The following is a 22,993-nucleotide window of genomic DNA, read 5'->3' as shown; positions in this document are numbered from 1 at the left end:
AGTCCGGACTCGGCGAAGACGATGACCAGGACGCCGATGAGGCCGAAGGTCTCGATGAGGTAGTCCGGGTCCAGCCAGCTCGGTCCGAGCGCAAGCGTATTCACGGGTTCCGGGGCTCCTGGGTCGGTGGGCGGGGACGGCTGCCCAAAGCTATCAACGGTTCCGCCCCCGCCCCGGTTCCACGCCCCTCCCCGGCCCCCGGCAGCGCTGTCCGGGGGCCCGGAGGGTCAGGAGTGACGGGCCGCGTTGGCGTGGATGGCGTCGTGGAGGTGCTGGGCCATGCCCGGGCGCATCGCGTCGTAGAAGTCCGTGAAGCGCTCGTCCGCGACGTACATGTCCGCCAGGCACCGGTGCATCTCGTGGGTGCAGTCGTAGTACCAGTCGTGGATCTGCCGGCGGTGCTCCTCCGCCAGGTCCATCGCCCGCTCGCCCGTCGGCGGCTCGCCGTCCGCCATCAGGGCCTGGTAGCGGGCGCTCCAGTCGGCGTTCTCGTCCTTCATCCGCTGCCAGTCGGCCTTGGTGTAGCGGGAGGTGCGGCGCTGGGACTCGCGGTAGGCCGCGGTGTCGCCCCAGCGTTCCTGGACCTCTTCCTCGTACTGTTCGGGGTCGTTGTCCCCGAACACCTCGAACTTCTCCTCCGGCGTGAGGTTGATGCCCATCTTCTTCGCCTCCATGGCGTGTTCGACAGCCTCGGCCATCTTCTGGAGCTCGGCGATCCGCGTGGTGAGCAGCTCGTGCTGGCGCCGCAGGTGTTCCCGCGGGTCCGCGTCGGGGTCGTCGAGCAGGGCCGCGACCTGGTCGAGAGGGAAGCCGAGCTCCCGGTAGAACAGGATCTGCTGGAGCCGGTCGAGGTCGCCGTCGTCGTAACGCCGGTGGCCCGCGTGGCTGCGGCCGCTCGGGGTGAGCAGCCCGATCTCGTCGTAGTGGTGCAGGGTCCGCACCGTGACACGGGCGAAATCGGCGACCTGTCCCACGGAGTAGCTCATGGCCGTCCCCTCTCCCTTCTTCTGGGTACGGACCTCAGCCTGGGGCCTCACGCGGCGTGAGGTGCAAGCCCGGGCGCCGCGGCGGCTACCGGTCGTCGTCCGGGTGGGCGGTTCCCGTGGCGTACGGGTTGTCGCGGCCCTCGGCCAGGACGCCGACGAAGGGCTCGCCCTCGCCGGCGAAGGTGTAGGCGCCGCCCTCGATGCGTTTGATCAGTCCGCGGGTCCAGGCGGCGCCGGCGTCGGCCGAGTGGATCCACAGGTTCATGATCTCGCCGATGTGGCCGAGCGACTCGGGGCCGTCCTCGGGGACGTAGTACTCCGTGACGCCCGCCCGCCACCGCTCCAGGCCCTCGATCCGCCGCCGGAGCAGCGCGACGGCCTCCTCGCGCGGCAGGTCGACGATGAAGCCGACCGCCGCGGACAGGACGTCCGTCCGCTGGTCGTACGCGGTCAGTGACTCACGCAGCAGGGCGAAGTACTCCTCGGTGCCCCGGTCGGTGAGCTCGTACTCGGTGCGCGGCGGGCCGCCGGCGGTACTGGGGGCGGTTTCGTGGGCGCGCAGCAGCCCTTGCTTGGCCATCTGCTTGAGCGCGTGGTAGATCGAGCCGGGCTTGGCGTTGGACCATTCGTGCGCGCCCCAGTACTCCAGGTCGTTGCGCACCTGATAGCCGTGCGCCCGCCCGTGCTGGCGTACCGCGCCGAGGACCAGCAGCCGGATGGCCGACATCTCCCACGCACCCTTCGTAGTCAAGCTTGACCAGACTACGCGGGCGGCGGCGCACGGGCGGGGCGGGGTGGGGTGGGGTCAGGCGTGGGACAGCGCGATCAGGTCGAAGGCGTTCTTCCCGTCGAGCGACTCGCGGATGATGTCGGCGTGCCCGGCGTGCCGGGCGATCTCCTCGACCAGGTGCATGCCCAGCCAGCGCATCGAGACGCGGGCGTCCGCCGGGTACCAGGGCGCGTCGGGGAGGGGGAAGGTGTCGTCCAGGCTGGGTACGGACCGGAGGAACTCGCCGGTCTCCTTGGCCACGCCGTCCCAGAACTCCAGGACGCCGGCGACGGTCTCCCCCTGCTCCAGCCGGAAGCCGTCCGCCCAGGTGTCCTGGGTGCGCTGCCGCTCGTTCGGCTGCCGCTGCGCCATCCGCAGCCAGGACAGCTCCGTCTCGGCCACGTGCTTGAGCAGGCCCGACAGCGACAGTTCGCTGGCGCTGGGGCGGGAGGCGGCCTGTTCCTCGGTCAGCCCGAGCACCGACCGGCGGACCGCGCCGCGCTGCGCCTCGATGAAGTTGAGCAGCGCGCCGCGCTCGTCGCCGTGTGCCTCGGAGGGAACGTGAGTGACCATGAGCTGGTCCGCCTTTCCGGTCGGTGCCTTACGTCACCAACCTACGGACCCTTGAGGTCAGGACCTGTCCTCAACTCGCGGGGGCGGTGGATCTCAGAAGGGGAACCGGCTCCGGCCGTGCTGGATGGAGATCCACTTGTAGGTGGTGAAGGCGTCGACCGTGGCCTCGCCGTTCAGCCGGCCCACGCCGGAGTGCTTCTCGCCGCCGAAGGGGACGATCGGCTCGTCGTGGACGGTGCCGTCATTGATGTGGATCATGCCGGTGTGGATGCGCCGGGCGAGCCGTACGCCACGCTCGACGTCACCCGTGTGGACGGCGCCGCTGAGGCCGTACGGGGTGTCGTTGGCGATCCGCACCGCCTCGTCCTCCCCGTCGAAGGGGATGAGCATCACCACGGGCCCGAAGATTTCCTGGCCCAGGACCGGGGAGTCGGCCGGCAGGCCGGTCAGGACGGTCGGTGCGACGACGTTCCCCTCGGCCCGGCCGTGTACGAGCGCGGTGGCGCCGGCGCCGACGGTCTGGTCGACGAGCGTGGTGACCGCCTCGGCCTGGGAGGCGTTGATGAGCGGGCCGATGTGGGTGGCGGGGTCGGCCGGGTCGCCGGCCTTGAGGGTGCGGACCTTGGCGACGAACTTCTCGGTGAACTCGCGCTCCAGGGAGCGGTCCACCAGGACCCGGTTGGCGGCCATGCAGACCTGGCCCTGGTGCACGAAGCGGCTGAAGACGGCCGCGTCGACGGCGTAGTCGACGTCCGCGTCGTCCAGCACGATCAGGGCGCTGTTGCCGCCGAGCTCCAGGACGGACCGCTTGAAGTGGGCGGCGCAGACGGTGGCGACGTGCTTGCCGACCCGGTCGGAACCGGTGAACGAGATGACCTTGGGCACGGGGTGCTCGATCAGCGCGTCGCCGATCTCCGCGATGTCGGTGATCACGACGTTGAGCAGGCCGGCCGGGAGCCCGGCGTCCTCGAAGATCTTGGCGACCAGGGCGCCGCCCAGGATCGGGGTGTTCTGGTGGGGCTTGAGGACGACCGCGTTGCCGAGGGCCAGCGCCGGGGCGACGGACTTGAGGGAGAGGAGGAAGGGGAAGTTGAACGGGCTGATGACGCCGACGACGCCGACGGGGACCCGGTAGAGGCGGTTCTCCTTGCCGTCGACCGGCGAGGGGAGGATGCGGCCCTCGGGACGCAGGGCCAGGTTGACCGCCTCGCGCAGGAACTCCTTGGCCAGGTGCAGTTCGAAGCCGGCCTTGGTCCGCGTACCGCCGAGTTCGGCGATGATCGCCTCGGTGATCTCGGCCTCGCGCTCCTCGATCAGCCGCAGCGCCCGCTCGAAGACGGCGCGGCGCGTGTACGGATTGGTGTCCGCCCAGGCGGGCTGGGCCCGCTCGGCGGCCCGGTAGGCCTGGTCTATCTCCTCGACCGTGGCCACGGTTATGGAGGCGAGCTTCTCCTCGTTGTACGGGTTGAAGTCGATGATGTCCCACGAGCCGCCGCCGGCCCGCCACTCACCGTCTATGTACTGCAGGGCCAGGTCTGTGAAGTAGGACATGCCATCCCTTCCCGAGGGCGCGCACTCTGCTCTGCCGAGTCATGTGATGGGACGTCATCCTACTGGCGGGTCAGGTGAGTTGGAGGAGGCCTCGGAGAAGGTCGCGGCTTTCCTCGGGCCCCGGACTGTCCTGGTGCAGCCGCTCCATCACCCGCTCGTACTGGGCCACTTCCTCGCGCTTGTCGAGGTAGAGCGCGCTGGTGAGCTGCTCGAGGTAGACGATGTCGGAGAGGTCGGACTCGGGGAACCGCAGCATGGTGAACGCGCCGCTCTCGCCCGCGTGGCCGCCGAAGCTGAAGGGCATGACCTGGAGCGTGACGTTGGGCCGCTCGGAGACCTCGATCAGGTGCTTGAGCTGGTCGCGCATCACTTCCCGGTCGCCGTACGGGCGGCGCAGCGCCGCCTCGTCGAGGACGGCGTGGAAGCGCGGTGCCCGCTCGGACACGAGGACCTTCTGGCGCTCCAGGCGCAGGGCCACGCGCCGGTCGATCTCGGCCCGTGAGGCGTCGGGCATGCCCCGGCTGACGACGGCGTGGGCGTAGGCCTCGGTCTGCAACAGACCGTGCACGAACTGCACTTCGTAGATACGGATGACGGAGGCGGCGCCTTCGAGCCCGATGTACGTCTGGAACCAGCCCGGCAGGACGTCGCCGTAGCTGTGCCACCAGCCGGTGACGTTGGCCTCGCGGGCGAGGCCGAGGAGGGACTCCCGCTCGGTCTCGTCGGTGACGCCGTACAGGGTGAGCAGGTCCTCGATGTCCCTCGCCTTGAAGCTCACCCGGCCCAACTCCATACGGCTGATCTTGGATTCGGACGCCCGGATGGAATAGCCGGCGGCCTCGCGCGTGATGCCGCGCGACTCGCGCAGCCGCCGCAGTTGCGAACCCAGCAGGATGCGCCGCACCACGGAACCGCTCGACTCACTTGCGGTCACGTCTCCAACCCTCCCCATCGCTGATGTGTACGACGGAGCACCCCCGAGCCCCGAGACGCCGGATTCTGCCACCAAAACGCTTCGCGGCGTACTCGCTCGGTTACGGAATGACGAAGCCTTGGCCGAGTGGTGACCATGGGGACGGCCCGCCGCGCGAAGTCGTGCGCGGAAGATTTGGCCAGCAACCACCACGGGGGCGGACAGGTCGGGCGCGTGCACGTGCATCTGCCCTTGCATCAGGTGGTCGCATTCGGAACGATGGGCCTCGCGCACCTGCGTACTCGTTCGTGTTGTCGCACCACAGCCGCGAATCCCGGGAGTGCCTCGCATGGGGACGAATGGATCGACCATGCTCGAGCCTTTAAGGCAGGGGCTTCCGCCGATCGACGCCGCTTCCGTCCCCCGTTCCGCCTCGTGCGCACTGCCCGCCCGCTATGACGCGGTGCGCGGCGCACGGAAGTTCACCAGCACGACGCTGGCCCAGTGGGACCTCAGCGACCGGTTCGACGACGTCGCCCTGGTCGTCTCCGAACTCGTCACCAACGCGCTCCGGCACGCCCTGCCCGCCGACACTCCTCGCGAGGCGCCGCACGACCCGCCGGTCCGGCTGCACCTGATGCGCTGGGCGAGCCGGCTGGTGTGCGCGGTGCGCGATCCGTCGCCGGACAGCCCGGCGACCCGCGAGGCGGAGGAGGACTTCTCGGCCGAGTCGGGCCGGGGGCTGTTCCTGGTGGAGTCGTTCAGCGACGGCTGGGGCTGGCACCCGCTCGCCGGCACGCTGCACGGCAAGGTGGTCTGGGCGCTGTTCCGGCTCTCGGACACTACGCAGAGGCAGACGCCGGCCCCGTAACGGACGCCTGCGGACATCTCCGGGGGCGGCCTGCGGGGCCGCGCCCGGTGGCCGGCGGCCCGGTGGCGGGCGAGTACTTCGGTCCGGTGGTCGGCCGGCGAGACTTCGGTCCGGTGGTCGGCCGGCGAGACTTCGATCCGGTGGTCGGCCGGCCGCTCCGGCGGGTGGGGCTCAGCCGGCCACGAGGTGGTCGAACTCGCCGTCCTTCACGCCCAGCAGCAGCGCCTCGATCTCGGCCGGGGTGTAGACCAGCGCCGGGCCGTCGGGGTGCCGTGAATTGCGCACGGCCACCTGCCCTCCGGGCAGCTTGGCGAACTCCACGCACGAGCCCTGCGAATTGCTGTGCCTGCTCTTCTGCCATACGACGCCGTGAAGCTCCGTGGCCGCCATGCCGTTGTACACGTCGCGCACAGGACGCTCCCCGAGATACATGTTGCAGGTGTCAACTATCGGGATCATAGCGGTGACTCCCGTGCATATGCGCGAGCAGATGCACGTGCACGGCGGGTGCTCCCTCGATTACAGGCGCTGTGCTACTCCCCCGTACGACCATAGAGACGAACGAACACGCGGTATGGCTCCCTCCTTTCTCCACGACACGGGAAAAGGCCCTCCCGAAGGAGGGCCCCGCGCCACCGGTCACCGCCGTCGTCACACCCCCAGGAAGGCGTCGAAGGCCGACGGCAGCCCCTGCCACGCCTCCGGCCCGGCGGCCAGCTCGGCGTCCGTGAGCAGGCAGGAGTCCAGGACGGCGGCGAGCCGCTCGCGGTCCAGACCCGGCGAGGTGAACACCAGGTGCTGGCAGCGGTCCCCATGCTCGGGATGCCAGTCCAGCGCGGCCGCCGCCCGGCGCACGGGCGGGACCATCTCCCAGGCGGCGTCCGGCAGCGAGGCCAGCCACGGCCCGGCCGACTCGACGCACAGGGCACCGCCCGCCGCGTCCCACGCGAGCAGCGTGTCCGGCCGGTCGGCCAGCCAGAACCGCCCACGGCTGCGCGCCGCCGCACAGCACAGGTCCTCCAGCGCCTCATAGAGCCGCACCGGGTGGAACGGCCGATTCCGGTGCCATACGTAGGTCCCGACCCCGTGCACGTCCGCCTCCTGCGGCAGCAGCGCGCAGGCCGGGTGCTGGGCGGCCGCCGCCGCCTCCACGTCGAACCCCGCGAGCGCCGCGGCGGCCAGGTCGCCCTCCGGCAGGTGCACCCGGCGGGCCGTCGGGTGGAGCTGGGCGAGCAGGGCCCGGTCCTCGTCGTCGGCGTCCGGGCCGTCCAGGACGGCGAGCACCGGGGCGTACTCCAACTGGCGCACCCAGGTCTCGGCGACCGTGCGCCGGTCGGTCGAGGCAGCGGCGAGACCGGCCTCGGCCAGGTCGTCGCCGTTGCCGAGGTACGGCAGCACCAGCGCCGGGTCCACCGCGGTGATCACCGAGCCGACGGTCAGCCCGGCGGCCGTGACGACCTCGGCCATCGCCTTGGGCTCGACCGAGTCCCACAGCTCCACCACCGCGAGGCGCGTCGCCCCGTCGGGGACACGGTCCGCGAGCCGTCGCAGCTCGGGCACCAGGTCCTCGCGCAGCGCGCAGCAGGCGCAGTCGTCGACCAGCGGGACCGTGCCGGTCGACAGCGGACCGGTCGCGTCGCGCACGGTGCGGGTCACCGTGCCGCGCGCCGCGGCGGCCGTCAGGTCGTGGTGGAGGGCCACACTGCCGGGCACGGTCGTGAGCAGCCGCCGTACCGCGGCCTCGCGGGCGGCGGAGTGCAGCCCGCCGACGAGGGCGACGGACAGCGACATCAGCGGGCCCCGTGGCGCCGGCCGTACCGCTGCTCGAACCGCTCCACGCGCCCGGCCGTGTCCAGGACGCGCGCCTGGCCCGTGTAGAAGGGGTGGCTCGCGGAGGAGATCTCGACGTCGATGACGGGGTAGGTGGCGCCGTCCTCCCACTCGACCGTCTTGTCGCTGGTCGCGGTGGAGCGGGTCAGGAAGGCGAAGCCGCCCGCCTTGTCACGGAAGACGACCGGTCCGTACGGGGGGTGGATTCCCTGCTTCACGGTGCTCAGCGCTCCTCTCGGAAGTCGACGTGCCGCCCGGCGACCGGGTCGTACTTGCGCAGCGTCATGCGGTCGGGGTCGTTACGGCGGTTCTTGCGGGTCACGTAGGTGTAGCCGGTGCCGGCGGTGGACCGGAGCCTGACGACCGGTCGGAGTTCGTTGCGGGCCATGCGGCTACAGTAGATGCAAATGGTTTCCATTTCCAATAGTGTTCCCGAGAGGTAGGTCACCCTTGTCCGCCCACTGCCAGCTCACCGGCGCCCGGCCGGGTTTCGGCAACCGTGTCTCGCACTCCCACCGGCGTACGTCCCGGCGCTTCGACCCCAACGTCCAGCGCAAGCGCTACTGGCTGCCGAGCGAGGGCCGGTACGTCCGGCTCACCCTGTCCGCCAAGGGCATCCGGACCGTCGACACGATCGGGATCGAGGCCGCCGTGGCCCGCATCCGCGCCGGGGGAGGGAAGGTCTGATGGCGAAGAAGAGCAAGATCGCCCGCAATGAGCGGCGCAAGGAGATCGTCGCGCGGTACGCGGCCCGCCGGGCCGAACTGAAGGAGCTGATCAGGCACCCCGCCACCCCGGAGACCGCGCGGCTCGCCGCCCGGGCCGAACTGCGCCGCCAGCCGCGTGACGCCGGCCCCACCCGGGTCCGCAACCGCGACGGCGTGGACGGCCGGCCCCGGGGCCACCTGCGGAAGTTCGGGCTCTCCCGGGTGAACGTGCGGCAGCAGGCGCACGCCGGCTTCCTGCCCGGAGTCACCAAGGCGTCCTGGTAACGGCGGCTACCCGCTGGTAGCTTGTCGCGCGTTTCCGGCACCGACGTTGGGAGACGTGGCGTGGACGCGCGCATGCTCGTACGAACCGGGTTCGCCGTGGTGGCGGGCGCCACCGCCGCGCTCGCGCTGGCTGGCTGCGACGGGGCGCGGGCCGGCGGGACCCCCGCGGCGACGGCTCCGGGTGCGACGGCTCCCGGTACGACGGCTCCGGGTGCGACGGCTTCTGGTGCGACGGCTTCCGTTTCGGCCGCTCCGGGTACGACTGCTCCCGGTACGACGGGCGCCTCGACGCCCGGCGCCGGTGAGGCCCCGGCACCGGCGCCCTCCCCCGCGAGCCCCTCCTCGGCCGGCGCCGGGGAGGCGGACGGCTCCTGGGTGGGGCTCACGGCCGGCAAGCCCGTCAGCGTCACCATCAAGAAGGGTTACGCGCTGGTGCTCGCCGACGCCCAGGTCTGCCAGGGCACCGCCCGCCCCGCCCCGGCCACCGGCGCCCCGGCCACCCCCGGCACCTCCGGCACGGTGACGCTGACGCTGACCTGCGGCACGGGCTACACCGCCCGTACGGAGGGTTCGGCCAGGACCGACGCCGGGAAGCTGGTCGTCACCTGGGCGGGCGGGGTGAAGGACACCCTCGCCAAGGCGGACCCGCCCGGCACGCCTTAGGTCGTGTCCATCGGGTCGGATCGGCGAGCGGCGTCCGGCGCCCGGCACGACCGGCGAGACACCCCCTAGTGCCCGCCGCCGCCCGGGAGCCGTCCGCGCCCTCCGCGCGGCGCCCCGCCGTGGTCGGTCCGCGCCCGGTCGGCCGCCTCGGTGCCGTGCTGCCAGCCCGCCTCGTCGGTCGCGCCCCGCACGCGGGTCGTCGTCGTCTCGGGGAACATCCGGTCCGCCCGGGCCGTGACCGCCACGTCCCGGGCCGCCAGGACCGGCAGCAGCGTCGGCTCCTCGGCGGTGACCCGCCGCGAGGTGGAAGCGAGCCGGTCGCCCAGCCGGTGGGCGTACGCCAGCAGGAACGACTGGCGGAACGTCTTCGTACGCTTCCGTCCCCCCTTGCGCTGCTCCGCCTCCGCCGCCGTCATCGCGCCCGTCCCCTGGACCAGCAGCGAGGTGTACAGCAGCTCGACCACCTCCAGGTCCGGCTCGAAGCCGACGACGGTCGAGAAGCCGAACGCCTCGTTCCACACCGCCCGGCAGCGGTTGGCCGACGCCACCGCGTCCAGCAGGATCGCCTTGGCCGTCTCGTAGGGCGCGTCGACGCCGATCCGTACCGCCAGCGGCTCCTCCGCGCTGTGCGTGCGCGCCGCGAGCGCCGCCTCGTCCAGGCTGTGGCGGGCCATCAGCTCCTGGGCCTTCGCGGTCAGCGCCTCCGCCTCCTCCGGGTACCCGGTCGCCTCCGCCTTCGCGAGCAGCGCCCGGATCCGGGCCAGCATGCGCGGCTCGCCGTGCGCCGGGGCGGTGTGCAGCGGGGAGCCGCCCGGCGCCGGACCGACCGGCTCGATCGCGGGGAGGCGGGCGAGCAGCCGGTACAGCTCCAGCACCGCCGTGGCGTACGAGAAGCGGTCCGCGCGCCAGTCGCCCTCCGGCAGCTCGGCGAGCTGCGCGTCCCAGCGGGGCGGCAGCCACGCGTACGTCCGGACCTCGGCCGTGATCAGCCCGGCCACCAGCCGGACGTGGTGTTCCTCCAGGTCCCGGCGCACCAGCCGGACGACGTCGGCCGGCTGCCAGCCCCGCTGCCACGCCCGGCGTACGAACTCCTCGCCCCGCCGTGACAGTTCCGCGTCCGCGTCCGGGTCGGCGGCCAGCAGCGAGGCGCCGGTGTCGAGGGCCGTGTCGTCCCCCGCGTACAGCGCGGCCGCGAACGCCCGCTCCACACTGGACGCCCCCGTGTGCCCCGCTGCCATGACCGTGTCTCCTCGCCCGTACGCGCCGTTCCCGGCCTCCATGGTCGCAGGGGGTAGGGCCCGCCCCACCTCCAGGACACCCGCTGGTGGTCGTGCTTCGCGGCGCCCGGGGCGGTTCGATCGATCCATGACCACAACCGCCGTACGGCTCACCGCCCTTCGCCGCGTCCACCGCGACGTCACCGCGCTCGACGGGGTCGACCTGACCTTCCCCACCGGGTCCTTCACCGCCGTCATGGGCCCGTCCGGCTCCGGCAAGTCGACACTGCTCCAGTGCGCGGCCGGGCTCGACCGGCCGACGGGCGGGCGCGTGGAGGTCGGCGGGACCGACCTGGGCGGGCTGAGCGAGCGGCGGCTCACGCTGCTGCGGCGCGACCGGATCGGTTTCGTGTTCCAGGCGTTCAACCTGGTCCCGTCGCTCACCGCCGCGCAGAACGTCGCCCTTCCGCTGCGGCTGGCCGGACGGCGGCCGGCGCGGGGCGAGGTGCGGGCGGCGCTGGCCCGCGTCGGCCTCGCCGAGCGGGCGCGGCACCGGCCCGGCGAGCTGTCCGGCGGGCAGCAGCAGCGGGTGGCGATCGCGCGGGCGCTGGTCACCCGGCCCGCGGTGCTCTTCGGGGACGAGCCGACCGGGGCGCTGGACACCACGACGGGCCACGAGGTGCTGCGGATGCTGCGGGAGGTGGTGGACCGCGACGGCCGGACGGTCGTCATGGTCACCCACGACCCGGTGGCCGCCTCGTACGCGGACCGCGTGGTCTTCCTGGTCGACGGGCGGGTGCACGGGGAACTGACGGCGCCCACCGCCGAGGCGGTCGCGGGCCGGACGGCCGGACTCGGGTCGCGCTCGCCCCTGGAGCGTGCCGCGTGCTGAGCCTCGCGATCGGCGGGTTGCGCGCCCGCTGGGCCTCCTTCGTGGGGACCTTCGTCACGCTGACGCTCGGCGCCGGGCTGCTGACCGTCATGGGCCTGGGCCTGGCGTCGACGTTCGACCCGCCGGAGCGGGCGCCCGAGAGGTTCGCCGCCTCCCCGGTGGTGGTGATCGGCACGGACACGCTGACCGTCGGGCGCGTCACGCACGAGCTGTTCCTTCCACACCCTGTGGACGCCCGGCTGCTGGCCGAGCTGCGGGCCCTCGGCCCGGTGACCACCGACGGGCGGTACGACGCCGTCGGCGTGACCGCCGACCCCGGAGCCGTCCGCCGGGTCGTGGGCGACCGCGGCAGGGTCCTGACCGGCGACGACCGGCGGCAGGCCGACCCCGGGCCGGAGCGGGACGCCGAGGCTCTGGTCACCGTCAACGCCCTGCTGGGCACGGCCGGCGGGGTCACCGCTTTCGTGTCCGTGTTCGTCGTCGCCTCGACGTTCGCGTTCGCGGTGGCGCTGCGCCGGCGCGAGTTCGGGCTGCTGCGGGCGGCGGGCGCCACCCCCGGCCAGGTGCGCCGGGCGCTGCTCACCGAGGCGGCCCTCGTCGGGGCGGCCGCCTCCGCGACGGGCTGTGCCCTCGGGGCGTGGGGCGCGCCCGTACTGGCCCGTGCCCTGGTCCGGGGCGGCCTCGCCCCCGGCTGGTTCACGATCCGGGACACCGCCTGGCCCCTCCACGCCGCCTTCTGGACGGGCCTGGCCGTCGCCGTCACCGGCGCCTGGGCGGCCGCCCGCCGGGCCGGGCGCACCCGCCCGGCCGAGGCCCTGCGGGAGGCCGACGTCGACAGCGGCGTCCTGCCCCTCGGCCGCCGCCTGCTCGGGATCGCGCTGCTGCTCACCGGCGCCTGGCTGCTCGCCCGGTCCCTGTACGCCGACCCGTCGGACCTGTTGAAGCGGAAGTCGTACACGACCCGGCCCATGCTGCTGATCACGGGCGTCGCGCTGCTCGCCCCCCTGATCGTGCCGCCACTGGCCCGGGCCCTGCCGCTGCCCGGCGCCCTGGGCATGCTCGTACGGGAGAACACGTCCGCCGCCGTCCGCCGCACCGCCGCCGTCGCCGCGCCCGTGCTGGTCATGGTCGCGCTCGCCGGGACCCTGCTCGGCTCCGCCGCGTCGGTGACCGCCGCCGGGGCGGCCGAGCTGCGGCGTCACACGGCGGCGGACCACGTGGTCACGGGCCGGGACCTCCGCCCGGTCCGCGTACCGGGCGCCACCCTCTCCCCCAGCGCGTCGACCGGCGTGTTCGTCCGGGACGGCGGCACGGCCGTCGTCCGGTACGAGGCCCGGGCCGTCACCGACCCGGCCGCCTTCGCCGCCCTGGCCCGGCTGCCGGTCGTCGCGGGCGATCTCGGGGACCTCGACGACGGGTCCGTCGTCATCAACGAGGAGATCGCCCACGGCGAGTCCGGAACGCGGGCGGTCGGCGACCGCATGGACCTGTGGCTGGGCGACGGCCGGCCGGTCACGCTGCGCGTCGCGGCCGTGCTCGCGACCGGGACTGGCGGCAACGGCCCGTACGTCACCGCCGCCAACGCCCCCGGGGCGGCGGTCGACCGCCTCGACGCGCGGCTCCCCGCCGGTACCGACCCCTCCGTGCTGCGCGCCACCGGCGGCACGGTCGCCACCGTCGGGGCCTGGGCCGCCCCGCGCACCGGGCCGCAGACCCGGCTCGGGCTCTTCCTGGTCCTGGGAATCGCCCTGCTCCTCGCCCTGATCGCCCTCGCCAACACGCTGGTGATGGCCACGTCGGTACGGGGCCGGGAGCTGCGCTCGCTGCGGCCGGCCGGCCTGACCCGCCCCCAGGTCCTGGCGGTCGTCGCCGGCGAGACGCTGCTCGCCGTCGGGATCGGCGCGGTGCTCGGCGCGGCGGTGGCGGCGGTCAACCTCGCCGGGCTCGGCGCGGCCCTGGCCTCGCTCTCCGCCCCGGTCACCCTCAGGGTCCCCTGGCCCGCCCTGGCCGCCACCGTGTCCGCCTGCGCCCTGGTGGCCCTCACCACCGCGCTTCTCACCACCCCCCGCAGAACCCCCTGACCCTGTTCCCGAGCGCAGCCGAGAGCTCGGGGGAGGGTGGGCACAACGGATCCGGGGCGGCGCCCTTCCCGTGCCCCCCGGGGCGGTGCGCGTCACCGGTGCGGCCAGGCGCGGGCGGGACGGCAGCCGGACGCCGACCGCGGCCCGGTGGGGGTCAGACGCGGATGACCAGCTTGCCCGGAGCGTGCCCCGCCTCGCTCATCTCCTGCGCCTTCGCCGCGTCCGCCAGGGCGAACGTCTCCACGACCGGCACCCGCAGCCCGCCCTCGACCGCCGATCGGCCGAAGTCGGCGAGCCACGCCCGGACGGTCTCCGGCGGGGTGCCGCCGCCGCTGAAGGGCACCCCGTGCTCGGCCGCGTCCGTCGCCGCGATGGTGACGATCCGGTCGGTCGTCCCGCCCCGCAGCTCGATCGACACCGGCAGGGTGTCGTGCCCCGCGGCGTCGAACACCGCGTCGACGCCCCCGGGCGCCAGTGTCCGTACGCGGTCGGCGAGGCCCTCCCCGTACGCCACGGGAACCGCCCCGAGGGACCGCAGGAAGTCGTGGTTGGCCGGGGACGCCGTGCCGATCACCCGCACGCCGAGTGGCACCGCCAGTTGCACGGCGGCCTGCCCGACCGCGCCGGCCGCGCCGTGCAGCAGCAGGGTCTCGCCGGCCTCCGGCGCGAGCAGTTGGAGGACGCGCCGCGCGGTCTCCGCGGCCACCGGCAGGGCGGCGGCCTCCTCGAAGGACAGGGCCTCCGGCTTGTTGGCGATGTCCCCGGCGATCGCGTACTCGGCGTACGCTCCGGTCGCCGTCCACCCGAACACCTCGTCGCCCACGGCGAATCCGGTGGCGCCCTCGCCGAGCGCGTCGACGACGCCCGCGAACTCCAGGCCCGGTACGGCCGGGAACGTCGTCGGGTAGAACTGCTCCACCCGGCCGTAACGGCGCTTGTGGTCCAGCGGGTTGACCCCGGCCGCCACCACCCGCACCCGCACCTCGCCGGTGCCGGGCTCCGGCTTCGCGGTCTCGCGCAGCGCCAGGACCTCCGGTCCGCCGAACCGGTCGTAGATGATCGCCCGCATGTCGTACTCCCCCTCGTGGTGGTGTCGTTGACGAGCTCCAGCCTCCGCCGGGATGGAGGCTGGGCCGCCCCGCCCAAGGACCGGTTCCACCTGTCCGAAAGGACGGCGCCCGGTCCCGGACGGGTCCCTAGGCTGGGGCGCATGGAGACCATGACCGCCCTGACGGCGCTCACCGCCGCCTACGACGTCGTCCGGCAGCCGCTCGGCGAGATCCTGCCCCGGCTGTCCGCCGTCCTGGCCGGCACGGTCCCCCACCGCGCCGCCGCCGAACTGTCCACGCACTGCGCGCACTCGCCCTTCAAGTCGTACGGCGACGGGAGCGTCACCGGCCGTCTCACCACCGCCGACCTGGCCCCGCTGCTCGCCTCCGGGGTGGCGGGCCGGCCCTGGCAGGGCACCCTGGCCGTCGCGGGGGCCGAGCACCCGGTGCTCGCGGTCCGCAGCGACGCCACGCCCCGGGGCGCGCTGCTCGTGCTGTTCCGCGACGAGGACGTGGACACCGCGCCGGACGAGGCGGCCGTCGCCCTGGTCCAGGCGCTGTGGGACCTGGTGACCAGCCACTTCGAGCGGCTGGCCGCCGAGGCCGTGCCGGGCGCGCTGGCCCGCTCCCGTACCGCCGCAGGGACCCGCGCCCGGGTCATCGCCGAGCTGGGGGAGGCCCATTCGGCGACGCTGACCGGGCTGCTGGGCGTGCTGCGCAGCCGCCACCTGGACGACGCGGCCGCCCGTGCCGGCGCCACGGATCTGGCGGTGTCCGCGCTGGTGGAGCTGCGGGCGCTGGCGGAACGGGACCAGGAGATCGCGGAGGAGCCGGCCGACCAGGCGTTCGCGCGGCTGGCCGACTCCTTGCGCCCCCTCGTCCGCTACAGCCCGGTCCACCTGGAGCTGGGCGCGCCGGGGTCGACCCGGCCGCTGGCGGCGGACGTGGCGCACACGGCCCGCGCGGTGGTGCGGGCGGTGCTGATGAAGGTGCTGGAGCAGGAGACGGTGACCCGGGTGCACGTCGGCTGGCAGGTCACCGACGACGAGCTGCGGGCGTCCGTGCGGGACGACGGCCCGGGGGCGCTGTCGCAGTGCACCCTGAGCCCGGGCAGGGTCCGCGAACGGCTGGACGTCCTGGACGGGCGCCTGGACGTGGACGCCGTCCCGGGCTGGGGCACGACCGTCACGGCGACGGTCCCGCTGCGTGCCGCCCCGGACCCGGCCCCGCACCCGCTGACCGCGCTGGGCGAGCGGGAGCTGGAGGTGCTGACCCACCTGGCGCTCGGGCACCGCAACCGGGTGATCGCGCAGGAGCTGCACATCAGCGAGTCCACGGTGAAGTTCCACGTGGCGAACATCCTGAACAAGCTGGGCGTCGGTTCGCGGGGCGAGGCGGCCGCGCTCTTCCACGCCGCCGCGTGACCGGCGGTCCCGCCGATTGTCGGTGCCGGGTGCCAGACTCGCATGCGTGAACGAACGCTGGGCGGTGGACGGCACCGAGGACGGCGGGGCGCGGCTCGTCCCCCTCGGTCCGGACGGGCTGCCCGCGGGGCCGGTGCTGACCGAGCCGGACCTGGTCGAGGCGGTGCGGTCGCGGCCGGGAGTGGGCCGGTGGGTGTGGCGGTCCACCGGCGCGGTGTACCCCCGGCTCCTGGCGGCCGGTGTCCGGGTCGAGCGGTGTTACGACATCGAGGACGCCGAGCAGTTGCTGCTGGGGCACGAGGGGCGGCTGGGCGAGCCCCGCTCGGCGGCGGCCGCCTGGGCGCGGCTGCACGACCGTCCCGTACCGGCCGATCCGCCGCCCCGGGCGGCCGAGCCGGGCGCGGGGGCGCAGTCGTCCCTGTTCGATCCGCAGCCCTCGTGGGACCTCTCCCTGGAGGACCTGCTGGAGGTGTATGAGGACCAGCAGCGAAGACACGCGGCCGCCGAGCACCCGGGGCGGATGCGGCTGCTGACGGCGGCCGAGTCGGCCGGGATGCTGGTGGCCGCCGAGATGCACCGGGCGGGGCTGCCGTGGCGGGCGGACGTCCACCGGGAGGTGCTGCGCGAGCTGCTGGGCGAGCGGTACGCGGGCGGGGGCGAGCCGCGCCGGCTGGCGGAGCTGGCGGACCAGGTGTCGGCGGCGTTCGGGCGCCGGGTGCGCCCCGACCTGCCGGCGGACGTGGTGAAGGCGTTCGCCGGGGCGGGGATCACGGTGCGGTCGACGCGCCGCTGGGAGCTGGCGAAGATCGACCATCCGGCGGTCGGGCCGCTGATCGCGTACAAGAAGCTGTACCGGATCTGGACGGCGCACGGCTGGAGCTGGCTCCAGGACTGGGTGCGCGACGGGCGCTTCCGGCCGGAGTACCTGCCGGGGGGCACGGTCAGCGGGCGCTGGACGACCAATGGCGGCGGCGCCCTCCAGATCCCGAAGGTGATCCGCCGGGCGGTCGTCGCCGACGAGGGCTGGCGGCTGGTCGTCGCGGACGCGGACCAGATGGAGCCGCGGGTGCTGGCGGCGATCTCCCGGGACCCGGGGCTGATGGAGGTGGCGGGCCACCCGGACGACCTGTACACGCGCCTGTCGGACCGGGCGTTCTCCGGTGACCGGGACCACGCGAAGATCGCCCTGCTGGGCGCGATCTACGGGCAGACCAGTGGCGACGGCCTGAAGAACCTGGCGGCGCTGCGCCGGCGGTTCCCCCGGGCGGTGGCGTACGTGGACGACGCGGCGAAGGCGGGCGAGGAGGGCCGGCTGGTGCGCACCTGGCTGGGCCGTACCAGCCCGCGCGCGGCGGGCGCGGCGGAGGCGGACGAGGCCGGCATTCCGCAGGAGGGTGCCGAAGAGCCGCTGTCGGACGGCGAGTTCACCCCGGGGTACGCGTCGGTGAACGCCCGTGCCCGGGGCCGGTTCACGCGGAACTTCGTGGTGCAGGGCAGCGCCGCCGACTGGGCGCTGCTGATGCTGGCGGCGCTGCGGCAGGCGCTGGCGGGGCTGCGGGCGGAGCTGGTCTTCTTCCAGCACGACGAGGTGATCGTGCACTGCCCCGCCGCCGAGGCCCCGGCGGTCGCCGAGGCGATCCGGGCGGCCGGGGACACGGCGGGCCGGATCGCCTTCGGGGAGACCCCGGTGCGGTTCCCCTTCACGACGGCGGTGGTGGAGCGCTACTCCGACGCGAAGTGACGACGTCCCGGGCGGGGCGCACGAGGGCGGGGCGCACGAGGGCGGGGCGCACGAGGGCGGGCCCCGCATCCGTGGTGCCGGATGCGGGGCCCGCCCAGGTGGTGGCTACGCGGAGCGCGTCAGTCCTGGACCGCGACGGCCGCGTTCTCGGAGATGACGTCCTCGAGGATGTGCGACAGGGCACTGTCGCCCTTGACCGCCGTGGAGTTCTCCGTGCAGGTCTGGTTCTGGGTGTCCTGGAGGATGTCCTGAACACCGACGTTGACCAGGGCCACGATGTTCTGGACATCGGCCTGGACCGGCACACCCACACAGGGCTTGTTCAGCGTGCCCTGGACGAGACCCACCTGGGGGCTCTGGTGGCCACCCGTGACCGTGTTGCCGTAGATCTGTCGCGAGAAGTTGCCGTTCTGCGTGTCGATCCCGCGGTCGCCCACGGCCGAGGCCATCGGCGCCGACGCGCCGAGCACGGCCGCAGCGACGCCGGCGGTAGCCAGAACCTTCTTGATCATGGTTCATCCCATTCGTCGAGAGACCCGGTGCTCGGGTCGTGCCAGCGCCCGGCGTCGGGCGCGTGGGGGGCGGGCGTCAGCCCGTTGTGCGTGGTGCCGGGCACCACGCGGTGCCCGCCCGCACGGCCGTCGCGGCCGTGCGGGACGGTGGCCTCGCGTCAGTCCTGGACGGCGGCCGAGACGTTCTCGGAGAGGACGTCCTCTAGCAGGTGCGACAGGGCGCTGTCGCCCTTGACCGCGGTGGAGTTCTCGGCGCACTGCTGGTTCTGGGTGTCCTGGAGGATGTCCTGAACACCGACGTTGACCAGGGCCACGATGTTCTGGACGTCGGCCTGGACCGGCAGACCGATGCAGGGCTTGTTGAGCGAGCCCTGGATCAGACCGATCTGCGGGCTCATGTAGCCACCGGTGGTCGTGTTGCCGTACGACTGGGTGGCGAAGTTGCCGTTCTGCGTGTCGATTCCGCGGTCGCCCACGGCGGCGGCCATCGGCGCGGAAGCGCCAAGGACGGCCGCGGCGACGCCGGCGGTGGCCAGAACCTTCTTGATCATGGTCCATCCTTCTCGTCGAGAGACCCGGTGCTCGGGGTCGCCCTGATCAACAGCACGGCACCGTTTAAGTTGCGCCAGGTCACCCGAAGAGATCAATCACCTAAAGACGGATGAATCGATGAGCTGATGATGGGCTTGTCCGTGCCCGTGGTGAGGTCTGATCGACGCGCGTCGGGGTACACGCCCCATATGGACTCTCTCATGACGTTCACCACGGAATTCGCCGTTAGGGACCATGTCGTCGGCATTGGTCCGCTGGTGGCCGGCATCCTCCTCGTCGGATTCCTCATCGGCGCCTTCTGGCTCGGGCGGCGCATCCGCAACCGGGAGCCCGAACCCCCCACGCGCGCCGAGCAGCCGCACCGCCCGCTGGACGCCGGGATCCCGGGCGAGGCGGAGGGGCACCGCCGGCCCGCCGAGCTGGACGAGCGCGAGGACCGGGTGATGCCGTACGAGCTGAGGCACCAGAACACCGATCCCGACGCCTCCCCGCGCAGCGAGAAGGACCACAAGTGGGGTGGTGCGCCCAGCGGCGGCTTCGGCAGCGGCGGGCCGACCACGGGCGGCTGACGGGGCCTCGGATGGGGGCCCGGCACCGCTCCCGCCTGCCGTTTCGCCCCCGGGACCCCTGGGCACCCGGGGGCCATGACCAGTACGGACACGGCCACGCACACCCCCGCCCGGGCGTCCGCGCGCGACACCGCCCGGGTGGCCGCGCACGTCCTCGCACCGACCCTCGCGGCCGGCGTCATCGCCCGGCGCCGCGCCGGAATGGCCCTCGCCGAGCGGTACGCCGTCGACCGGCGCGCCACCGGCCTGCTGACCGAGCTGCGCGGCGCCTACGGACCCGGACCGCTCCGGCTGGACGTCGCCGGACGTCACTTCGCCGTCGTCCTCGGGGCCGGTGACGCCGCCCGGATCCTGGACGGCACCCCGGACCCGTACTCCCCCTCGACGCGCGAGAAGCGCGCCTCGCTGGAGCAGTTCCAGCCGCATGGGGTGCTGATCTCCCGGGGGGCGGAGCGGGACACGCGGCGGGCGTTCAACGAGGCCGTACTGGAGTACGGCCACCAGATGCACAGCCTGGCTCCGCGCATGGTGCGGACGGTCCGCGAGGAGGCCGGCAAGCTGCTGGGCGCCACGACCGCCGGCGACGGCGAGATCGACTGGGCGGCCTTCCGCACCGCCTGGGACCGCACCGCCCGTCGCCTCGTGCTCGGGGACCGCGGCCGCGACGACACCGCGCTGACCGCGATGCTCGGCCGGCTGCGTTCCGCCGCCAACTGGTCCGGCGCCGCACCGCGCCGCACCGCCCTGCGGGCCCGCTTCGAACGCCGGCTGCGCGGCCACCTCGACCGCGCCGAGCCGGGCAGTCTCGCCGCCGCCCTCGCCGCCACGCCCTCCCGGCCCGGCACCGACCCGGCCGGCCAGGTACCGCACTGGCTGTTCGCCTTCGACGCGGCGGGCATCGCGGTCTTCCGGGCCCTCGCCCTGCTGTCCACGCACACCGGGCAGGAGACCCAACTACGCAACGAGCTGGCCGTCACCGACCTCACCGAACCGCGCCTGCTGCCGTACACCCGCGCCTGTGTGCTGGAGTCGGTGCGCCTGTGGCCGACCACCCCGTTCATCCTGCGCGAGTCGGTGCGCGAGACCGGCTGGGGTGAGGACGCGCTGCCCGCCGGCACCGAGTTCCTCATCTACACGCCGCTGTTCCACCGGGACGAGTCGCTGCCGTACTCCGACCGCTTCACCCCGGAGATCTGGCTGGACGGGACGGCCCAGGACACCGAGGCACTGCTGCCGTTCAGCGCCGGCCCCGGCGAGTGCCCCGGCGAGGACCTGGTGCTGCTGGCCACCTCCACCATGCTGGCGGCCCTTCTGGAACGCCACACCTACCTCCCCGAACGGCCCGGCCGGCTGCGCCCCGACCGGCCGCTGCCCCGCACCCTCGACCACTTCGGCCTCCGCTTCGCGGCTCTGCCCCACCGTCCGTGAAACCGTGAGGGTGCGGGCACGCGCTGTGACATGATGCGAGAGCCTCGCCAAGGCTGCTGTGAACGGAAAGGTTCGGCATGGCCCCTCGCGCCGGTAAATGGCAGCGTGTGCCCCTCATCCCACAGAGCAGGCAAGCGACGGAGACCGAGACGGTCCCCGTCTATTCGTCGTTGGTGCGCGAATGGAGAACCCTGGGCCGCACGCTCCCCGGGGTACCCGATCACGAATGGGACATGTTGGTGACGCGCCCCGTGTGGCCCAGCCGTTGAGCCATTCGCCTCCGACCGGTGCTCGGCGGTTCGAGTGAATCGGCGCGGAAAGCAGCCGCAGTGGTGTCTTTCCGCTTTCGCATTCGTTGTGATTTTCGCAGTGGAAGCCGGGCCTCTTCGAGGCCCGTTCGTCACGAAATCCGTGGCACGACTTCCTCCTGTGGAAAGGACCCGAAACTATGAAGTGCAAGAAGGCCGCGGTAGCCGTCGCCGGTATCGTCATGGCGCTGGGTGCGGCCGCGCCTGCCGTCGCCGACGCCGACGCCGAGGGTGCCGCTGTCGGCTCCCCGGGCGTCCTGTCCGGCAACGTCGTCCAGGTCCCGGTGCACGTGCCGATCAACGTATGCGGCAACTCCATCAACATCGCCGCGCTGCTGAACCCGGCCTTCGGGAACGTCTGCATCAACAAGTGACGCAGCGTCAGACCTCGGCCGTGTGACAGCCGGTCCCGGAGCGCTCCGGGACCGGCTTTTCCATGCCCGAATACCCCAAGCGGGCGATCGCCTCCCCCAACGGCCTAGTACGGGCCCGGACCGCGATCCCGATCGGCCCATTAACAATATTTTTGCTCCGAGTGGCTGGCGAAATCCTGGCGCCTGGCGAAGGAGCGGACAATGGGTCACCGGAGAGCGAAGACGAAAGGTGTACGGCGGGGGGTGATCACCGCCGGTCTCCTCGGTCTGCTGATGGCCGGTTCCCTCGTGTCCGCCCCGGCCGGCCTCGCCGCCGCGCCGCCCGCGGCACCGCGCGCCGGCGACCGGGGCCCGGGCCCGGACGGCGACCGGGACGCCGCCGCGGGGACGGAGGGGGCGGAGACGGCTTCGGGGGCGGCCCCGGCCACCGGCGCCGGCACCGGGCCCGGCAGGGACGCCGGTTCCGGCCCGGCACCCGCGTCGGGGCTGGAGCGCGCGGAGCCGGGACCGGGCACGGGACCGGGCACGGGACCGGGCACGGGACCGGGCACGGGACCGGGCACGGGACCGGGCACGGGACCGGGCACGGGACCGGGCACGGGGACCGCGGCGGCGACCGCGGTGGGGGCGTACCTGGACTACGGGCCGCGCGGCATCCACCGGATGGCGGGGCTGAGCAAGTGGCTCGGCGGCACGGAGCTGCGGGTCGGGCACACCTACCTGCCCGGCGACGTGTGGACCAACATCGAGGGGCGCCCCGGATTCCTGGAGCACTGGGCCGAGTGGCGCAAGGCCGGCAAGGACCGGCTGTTCGTCCTCAACGTGCCCATGCTGGAGCGCAACGAGAGCCACCTGCCGGACCCGGTGGTCGGCCAGTTGCTGCGGCTGGGCGCCGACGGGCGGTTCGACCGGCACTTCCGGGCGCTCGGCGAGCGCCTGGTGGGCCTCGGGGTGCCGGACACCGTCCTGGTGCTCGGCTGGGAGATGAACGGCATCACGTACTCGCACCGCTGCGGCCCCGACCCGGAGGCCTGGAAGGCGTACTGGAAGCGGATCGTCACCGCCATGCGCGCGGTACCGGGCCAGCGGTTCCGGTTCGACTTCGCACCCAACCGGGGCCGGGACGCCGTGCCGTGGACCGAGTGCTACCCGGGGGACGACGTCGTCGACATCATCGGGATGGACTCCTACGACCAGCCCCCGGGCGAGACGTTCGACGAGCAGGTGGACCAGCCCTACGGGCTGCGTCACCACGTGGAGTTCGCCGCCGAGCACGGCAAGCCGATCTCGTACCCGGAATGGGGGCTGTTCCGCAACGGCGACAACCCCGAGTACATGCGGCGCATGCTGGAGTGGATGGACCGGCACAAGCCGCTCTACCAGACGATCACGGACTACTGCCCGCACGGCGTCTGGCAGTGCGAGGAGAACCCGAAGGCGTCGGAGGTGTTCCGCGCGAAGCTGTCCGGCAAGGGCGACCCGACGAAACCCACCCCGGAACCGGAACCGAGGCCGGAGCCCGAGCCCGAGCCGCGGCCCGAACCGGAGCCGCGGCCCGAACCGGAGCCGCGGCCCGAGCAGCCGGACTGTACGCCGCTGGACCTCGGGGAGTGGGTCGAGAAGTGGCTCGGACGCAAGCTGTGCGTACGGTTCGAGTGGCGGCGGCACGTCACCTCCTGAACCGGCATCGTCCGGGCC

The 22,993-nt window shown here is 73.5% G+C and carries 25 protein-coding genes and 1 pseudogene; 12 read left to right on the top strand and 14 right to left on the bottom strand.

What is annotated here, in order from left to right; genetic code table 11:
* The 6 genes and pseudogenes from ACZ7LK_RS25920 to ACZ7LK_RS25895 form a co-directional block, all read right to left on the bottom strand.
* Positions 1–104, bottom strand: a pseudogene (locus tag ACZ7LK_RS25920) (DedA family protein); the annotation flags it as partial.
* A gap of 123 nt (positions 105–227) precedes the next feature.
* Positions 228–986 carry a MerR family transcriptional regulator gene (locus ACZ7LK_RS25915; RefSeq protein WP_392275382.1) on the bottom strand — a complete coding sequence of 253 codons (759 nt, stop codon included), beginning with the start codon at positions 984–986 and terminating at the stop codon, positions 228–230.
* Between the two features lie 85 nt (positions 987–1,071).
* Positions 1,072–1,713: a PadR family transcriptional regulator gene (locus ACZ7LK_RS25910; protein WP_471143678.1), complete on the bottom strand. Its 642-nt coding sequence runs from the start codon at positions 1,711–1,713 to the stop codon at positions 1,072–1,074.
* 78 nt (positions 1,714–1,791) lie between these two features.
* Positions 1,792–2,328 (bottom strand): DinB family protein, encoded by a 537-nt coding sequence (locus tag ACZ7LK_RS25905; RefSeq protein ID WP_392275383.1) that lies wholly within the window; start codon positions 2,326–2,328, stop codon positions 1,792–1,794.
* Between the two features lie 93 nt (positions 2,329–2,421).
* On the bottom strand, positions 2,422–3,879 hold the full coding sequence (locus tag ACZ7LK_RS25900) for an aldehyde dehydrogenase family protein (RefSeq protein WP_392275384.1): 1,458 nt from the start codon (positions 3,877–3,879) through the stop codon (positions 2,422–2,424).
* Between the two features lie 70 nt (positions 3,880–3,949).
* Positions 3,950–4,813, bottom strand: a complete 864-nt coding sequence (locus ACZ7LK_RS25895) for a helix-turn-helix domain-containing protein (RefSeq protein ID WP_392275385.1) — start codon at positions 4,811–4,813, stop codon at positions 3,950–3,952.
* A gap of 328 nt (positions 4,814–5,141) precedes the next feature.
* On the opposite strand from ACZ7LK_RS25895, the gene ACZ7LK_RS25890 reads away from it, so the two are divergent.
* Positions 5,142–5,663 carry an ATP-binding protein gene (locus ACZ7LK_RS25890; protein ID WP_392275386.1) on the top strand — a complete coding sequence of 174 codons (522 nt, stop codon included), beginning with the start codon at positions 5,142–5,144 and terminating at the stop codon, positions 5,661–5,663.
* Between the two features lie 171 nt (positions 5,664–5,834).
* Here ACZ7LK_RS25890 and ACZ7LK_RS25885 read toward each other — a convergent pair whose 3' ends face one another.
* The 4 genes from ACZ7LK_RS25885 to rpmG all read right to left on the bottom strand — a co-directional run bounded on the left by ACZ7LK_RS25885 (position 5,835) and on the right by rpmG (position 7,881).
* Positions 5,835–6,074, bottom strand: a complete 240-nt coding sequence (locus ACZ7LK_RS25885) for a DUF397 domain-containing protein (RefSeq protein WP_392275387.1) — start codon at positions 6,072–6,074, stop codon at positions 5,835–5,837.
* 240 nt (positions 6,075–6,314) lie between these two features.
* Positions 6,315–7,454: a CobW family GTP-binding protein gene (locus ACZ7LK_RS25880; protein ID WP_471143667.1), complete on the bottom strand. Its 1,140-nt coding sequence runs from the start codon at positions 7,452–7,454 to the stop codon at positions 6,315–6,317.
* The gene (locus ACZ7LK_RS25875) at positions 7,454–7,711 is read right to left on the bottom strand and encodes a type B 50S ribosomal protein L31 (protein WP_356742513.1); all 258 of its coding nucleotides are present in this window, start codon (positions 7,709–7,711) and stop codon (positions 7,454–7,456) included. The genes ACZ7LK_RS25880 and ACZ7LK_RS25875 overlap by 1 nt, the downstream gene beginning before the upstream one ends.
* Positions 7,712–7,716: 5 nt before the next feature.
* Positions 7,717–7,881, bottom strand: a complete 165-nt coding sequence (gene rpmG, locus ACZ7LK_RS25870) for a 50S ribosomal protein L33 (protein ID WP_043502886.1) — start codon at positions 7,879–7,881, stop codon at positions 7,717–7,719.
* Positions 7,882–7,943: 62 nt separating this feature from the next.
* On the opposite strand from rpmG, the gene rpmB reads away from it, so the two are divergent.
* The 3 genes from rpmB (at position 7,944) to ACZ7LK_RS25855 (ending at position 9,148) form a co-directional block, all read left to right on the top strand.
* Entirely contained in the window at positions 7,944–8,180 is a 237-nt protein-coding gene (gene rpmB / locus ACZ7LK_RS25865) for a 50S ribosomal protein L28 (RefSeq protein WP_392275389.1), read from the top strand.
* Entirely contained in the window at positions 8,180–8,485 is a 306-nt protein-coding gene (gene rpsN, locus ACZ7LK_RS25860; RefSeq protein WP_392275390.1) for a 30S ribosomal protein S14, read from the top strand. The genes rpmB and rpsN overlap by 1 nt, the downstream gene beginning before the upstream one ends.
* A 72-nt stretch (positions 8,486–8,557) precedes the next feature.
* On the top strand, positions 8,558–9,148 hold the full coding sequence (locus ACZ7LK_RS25855; protein ID WP_471143664.1) for a hypothetical protein: 591 nt from the start codon (positions 8,558–8,560) through the stop codon (positions 9,146–9,148).
* Between the two features lie 65 nt (positions 9,149–9,213).
* Here the strand turns inward: ACZ7LK_RS25855 and ACZ7LK_RS25850 are convergent, their stop codons facing one another.
* Positions 9,214–10,386: a DUF2786 domain-containing protein gene (locus ACZ7LK_RS25850; RefSeq protein WP_471143663.1), complete on the bottom strand. Its 1,173-nt coding sequence runs from the start codon at positions 10,384–10,386 to the stop codon at positions 9,214–9,216.
* A 127-nt stretch (positions 10,387–10,513) separates the two neighbouring features.
* On the opposite strand from ACZ7LK_RS25850, the gene ACZ7LK_RS25845 reads away from it, so the two are divergent.
* Together ACZ7LK_RS25845 and ACZ7LK_RS25840 are read left to right on the top strand one after the other, a co-directional pair.
* The gene (locus ACZ7LK_RS25845) at positions 10,514–11,257 is read left to right on the top strand and encodes an ABC transporter ATP-binding protein (protein ID WP_392275393.1); all 744 of its coding nucleotides are present in this window, start codon (positions 10,514–10,516) and stop codon (positions 11,255–11,257) included.
* Positions 11,251–13,338 (top strand): FtsX-like permease family protein, encoded by a 2,088-nt coding sequence (locus ACZ7LK_RS25840; protein ID WP_471143661.1) that lies wholly within the window; start codon positions 11,251–11,253, stop codon positions 13,336–13,338. Before ACZ7LK_RS25845 ends, ACZ7LK_RS25840 begins: the two co-directional genes overlap by 7 nt.
* 154 nt (positions 13,339–13,492) lie before the next feature.
* Here ACZ7LK_RS25840 and ACZ7LK_RS25835 read toward each other — a convergent pair whose 3' ends face one another.
* Positions 13,493–14,407 (bottom strand): NADP-dependent oxidoreductase, encoded by a 915-nt coding sequence (locus ACZ7LK_RS25835; RefSeq protein ID WP_471143659.1) that lies wholly within the window; start codon positions 14,405–14,407, stop codon positions 13,493–13,495.
* Between the two features lie 141 nt (positions 14,408–14,548).
* Here ACZ7LK_RS25835 and ACZ7LK_RS25830 point away from each other — a divergent pair, with 141 nt between their 5' ends.
* On the top strand, positions 14,549–15,811 hold the full coding sequence (locus ACZ7LK_RS25830) for a LuxR C-terminal-related transcriptional regulator (protein WP_392275396.1): 1,263 nt from the start codon (positions 14,549–14,551) through the stop codon (positions 15,809–15,811).
* A 46-nt stretch (positions 15,812–15,857) separates the two neighbouring features.
* On the top strand, positions 15,858–17,552 hold the full coding sequence (locus tag ACZ7LK_RS25825; RefSeq protein WP_471143657.1) for a bifunctional 3'-5' exonuclease/DNA polymerase: 1,695 nt from the start codon (positions 15,858–15,860) through the stop codon (positions 17,550–17,552).
* 119 nt (positions 17,553–17,671) lie between these two features.
* Here ACZ7LK_RS25825 and ACZ7LK_RS25820 read toward each other — a convergent pair whose 3' ends face one another.
* Both ACZ7LK_RS25820 and ACZ7LK_RS25815 read right to left on the bottom strand, forming a co-directional pair.
* Complete coding sequence (locus ACZ7LK_RS25820; RefSeq protein WP_392275398.1) at positions 17,672–18,064, bottom strand: rodlin; 393 nt, start codon at positions 18,062–18,064, stop codon at positions 17,672–17,674.
* A gap of 158 nt (positions 18,065–18,222) precedes the next feature.
* Positions 18,223–18,615, bottom strand: coding sequence for a rodlin (locus ACZ7LK_RS25815; protein ID WP_392275399.1), 393 nt, complete (start codon positions 18,613–18,615; stop codon positions 18,223–18,225).
* Positions 18,616–18,816: 201 nt separating this feature from the next.
* Here ACZ7LK_RS25815 and ACZ7LK_RS25810 point away from each other — a divergent pair, with 201 nt between their 5' ends.
* The 4 genes from ACZ7LK_RS25810 (at position 18,817) to ACZ7LK_RS25795 (ending at position 22,975) form a co-directional block, all read left to right on the top strand.
* Positions 18,817–19,185 carry a DUF6479 family protein gene (locus ACZ7LK_RS25810; protein ID WP_392275400.1) on the top strand — a complete coding sequence of 123 codons (369 nt, stop codon included), beginning with the start codon at positions 18,817–18,819 and terminating at the stop codon, positions 19,183–19,185.
* A gap of 75 nt (positions 19,186–19,260) precedes the next feature.
* A complete protein-coding gene (locus ACZ7LK_RS25805; protein WP_392275401.1) occupies positions 19,261–20,613 on the top strand; it encodes a cytochrome P450 in 1,353 nt (450 codons plus the stop codon).
* A gap of 448 nt (positions 20,614–21,061) precedes the next feature.
* Entirely contained in the window at positions 21,062–21,295 is a 234-nt protein-coding gene (locus ACZ7LK_RS25800; protein WP_392275402.1) for a chaplin, read from the top strand.
* A gap of 201 nt (positions 21,296–21,496) precedes the next feature.
* Positions 21,497–22,975, top strand: a complete 1,479-nt coding sequence (locus ACZ7LK_RS25795; RefSeq protein WP_471143654.1) for a glycoside hydrolase family 26 protein — start codon at positions 21,497–21,499, stop codon at positions 22,973–22,975.
* The last annotated feature ends 18 nt before the right edge of the window (positions 22,976–22,993 follow it).

This window comes from Streptomyces sp. NPDC039423 (assembly GCF_055598725.1).
Note: the sequence above shows the minus strand (reverse complement) of the source record. Positions and strands in the feature narration are given on the sequence as shown.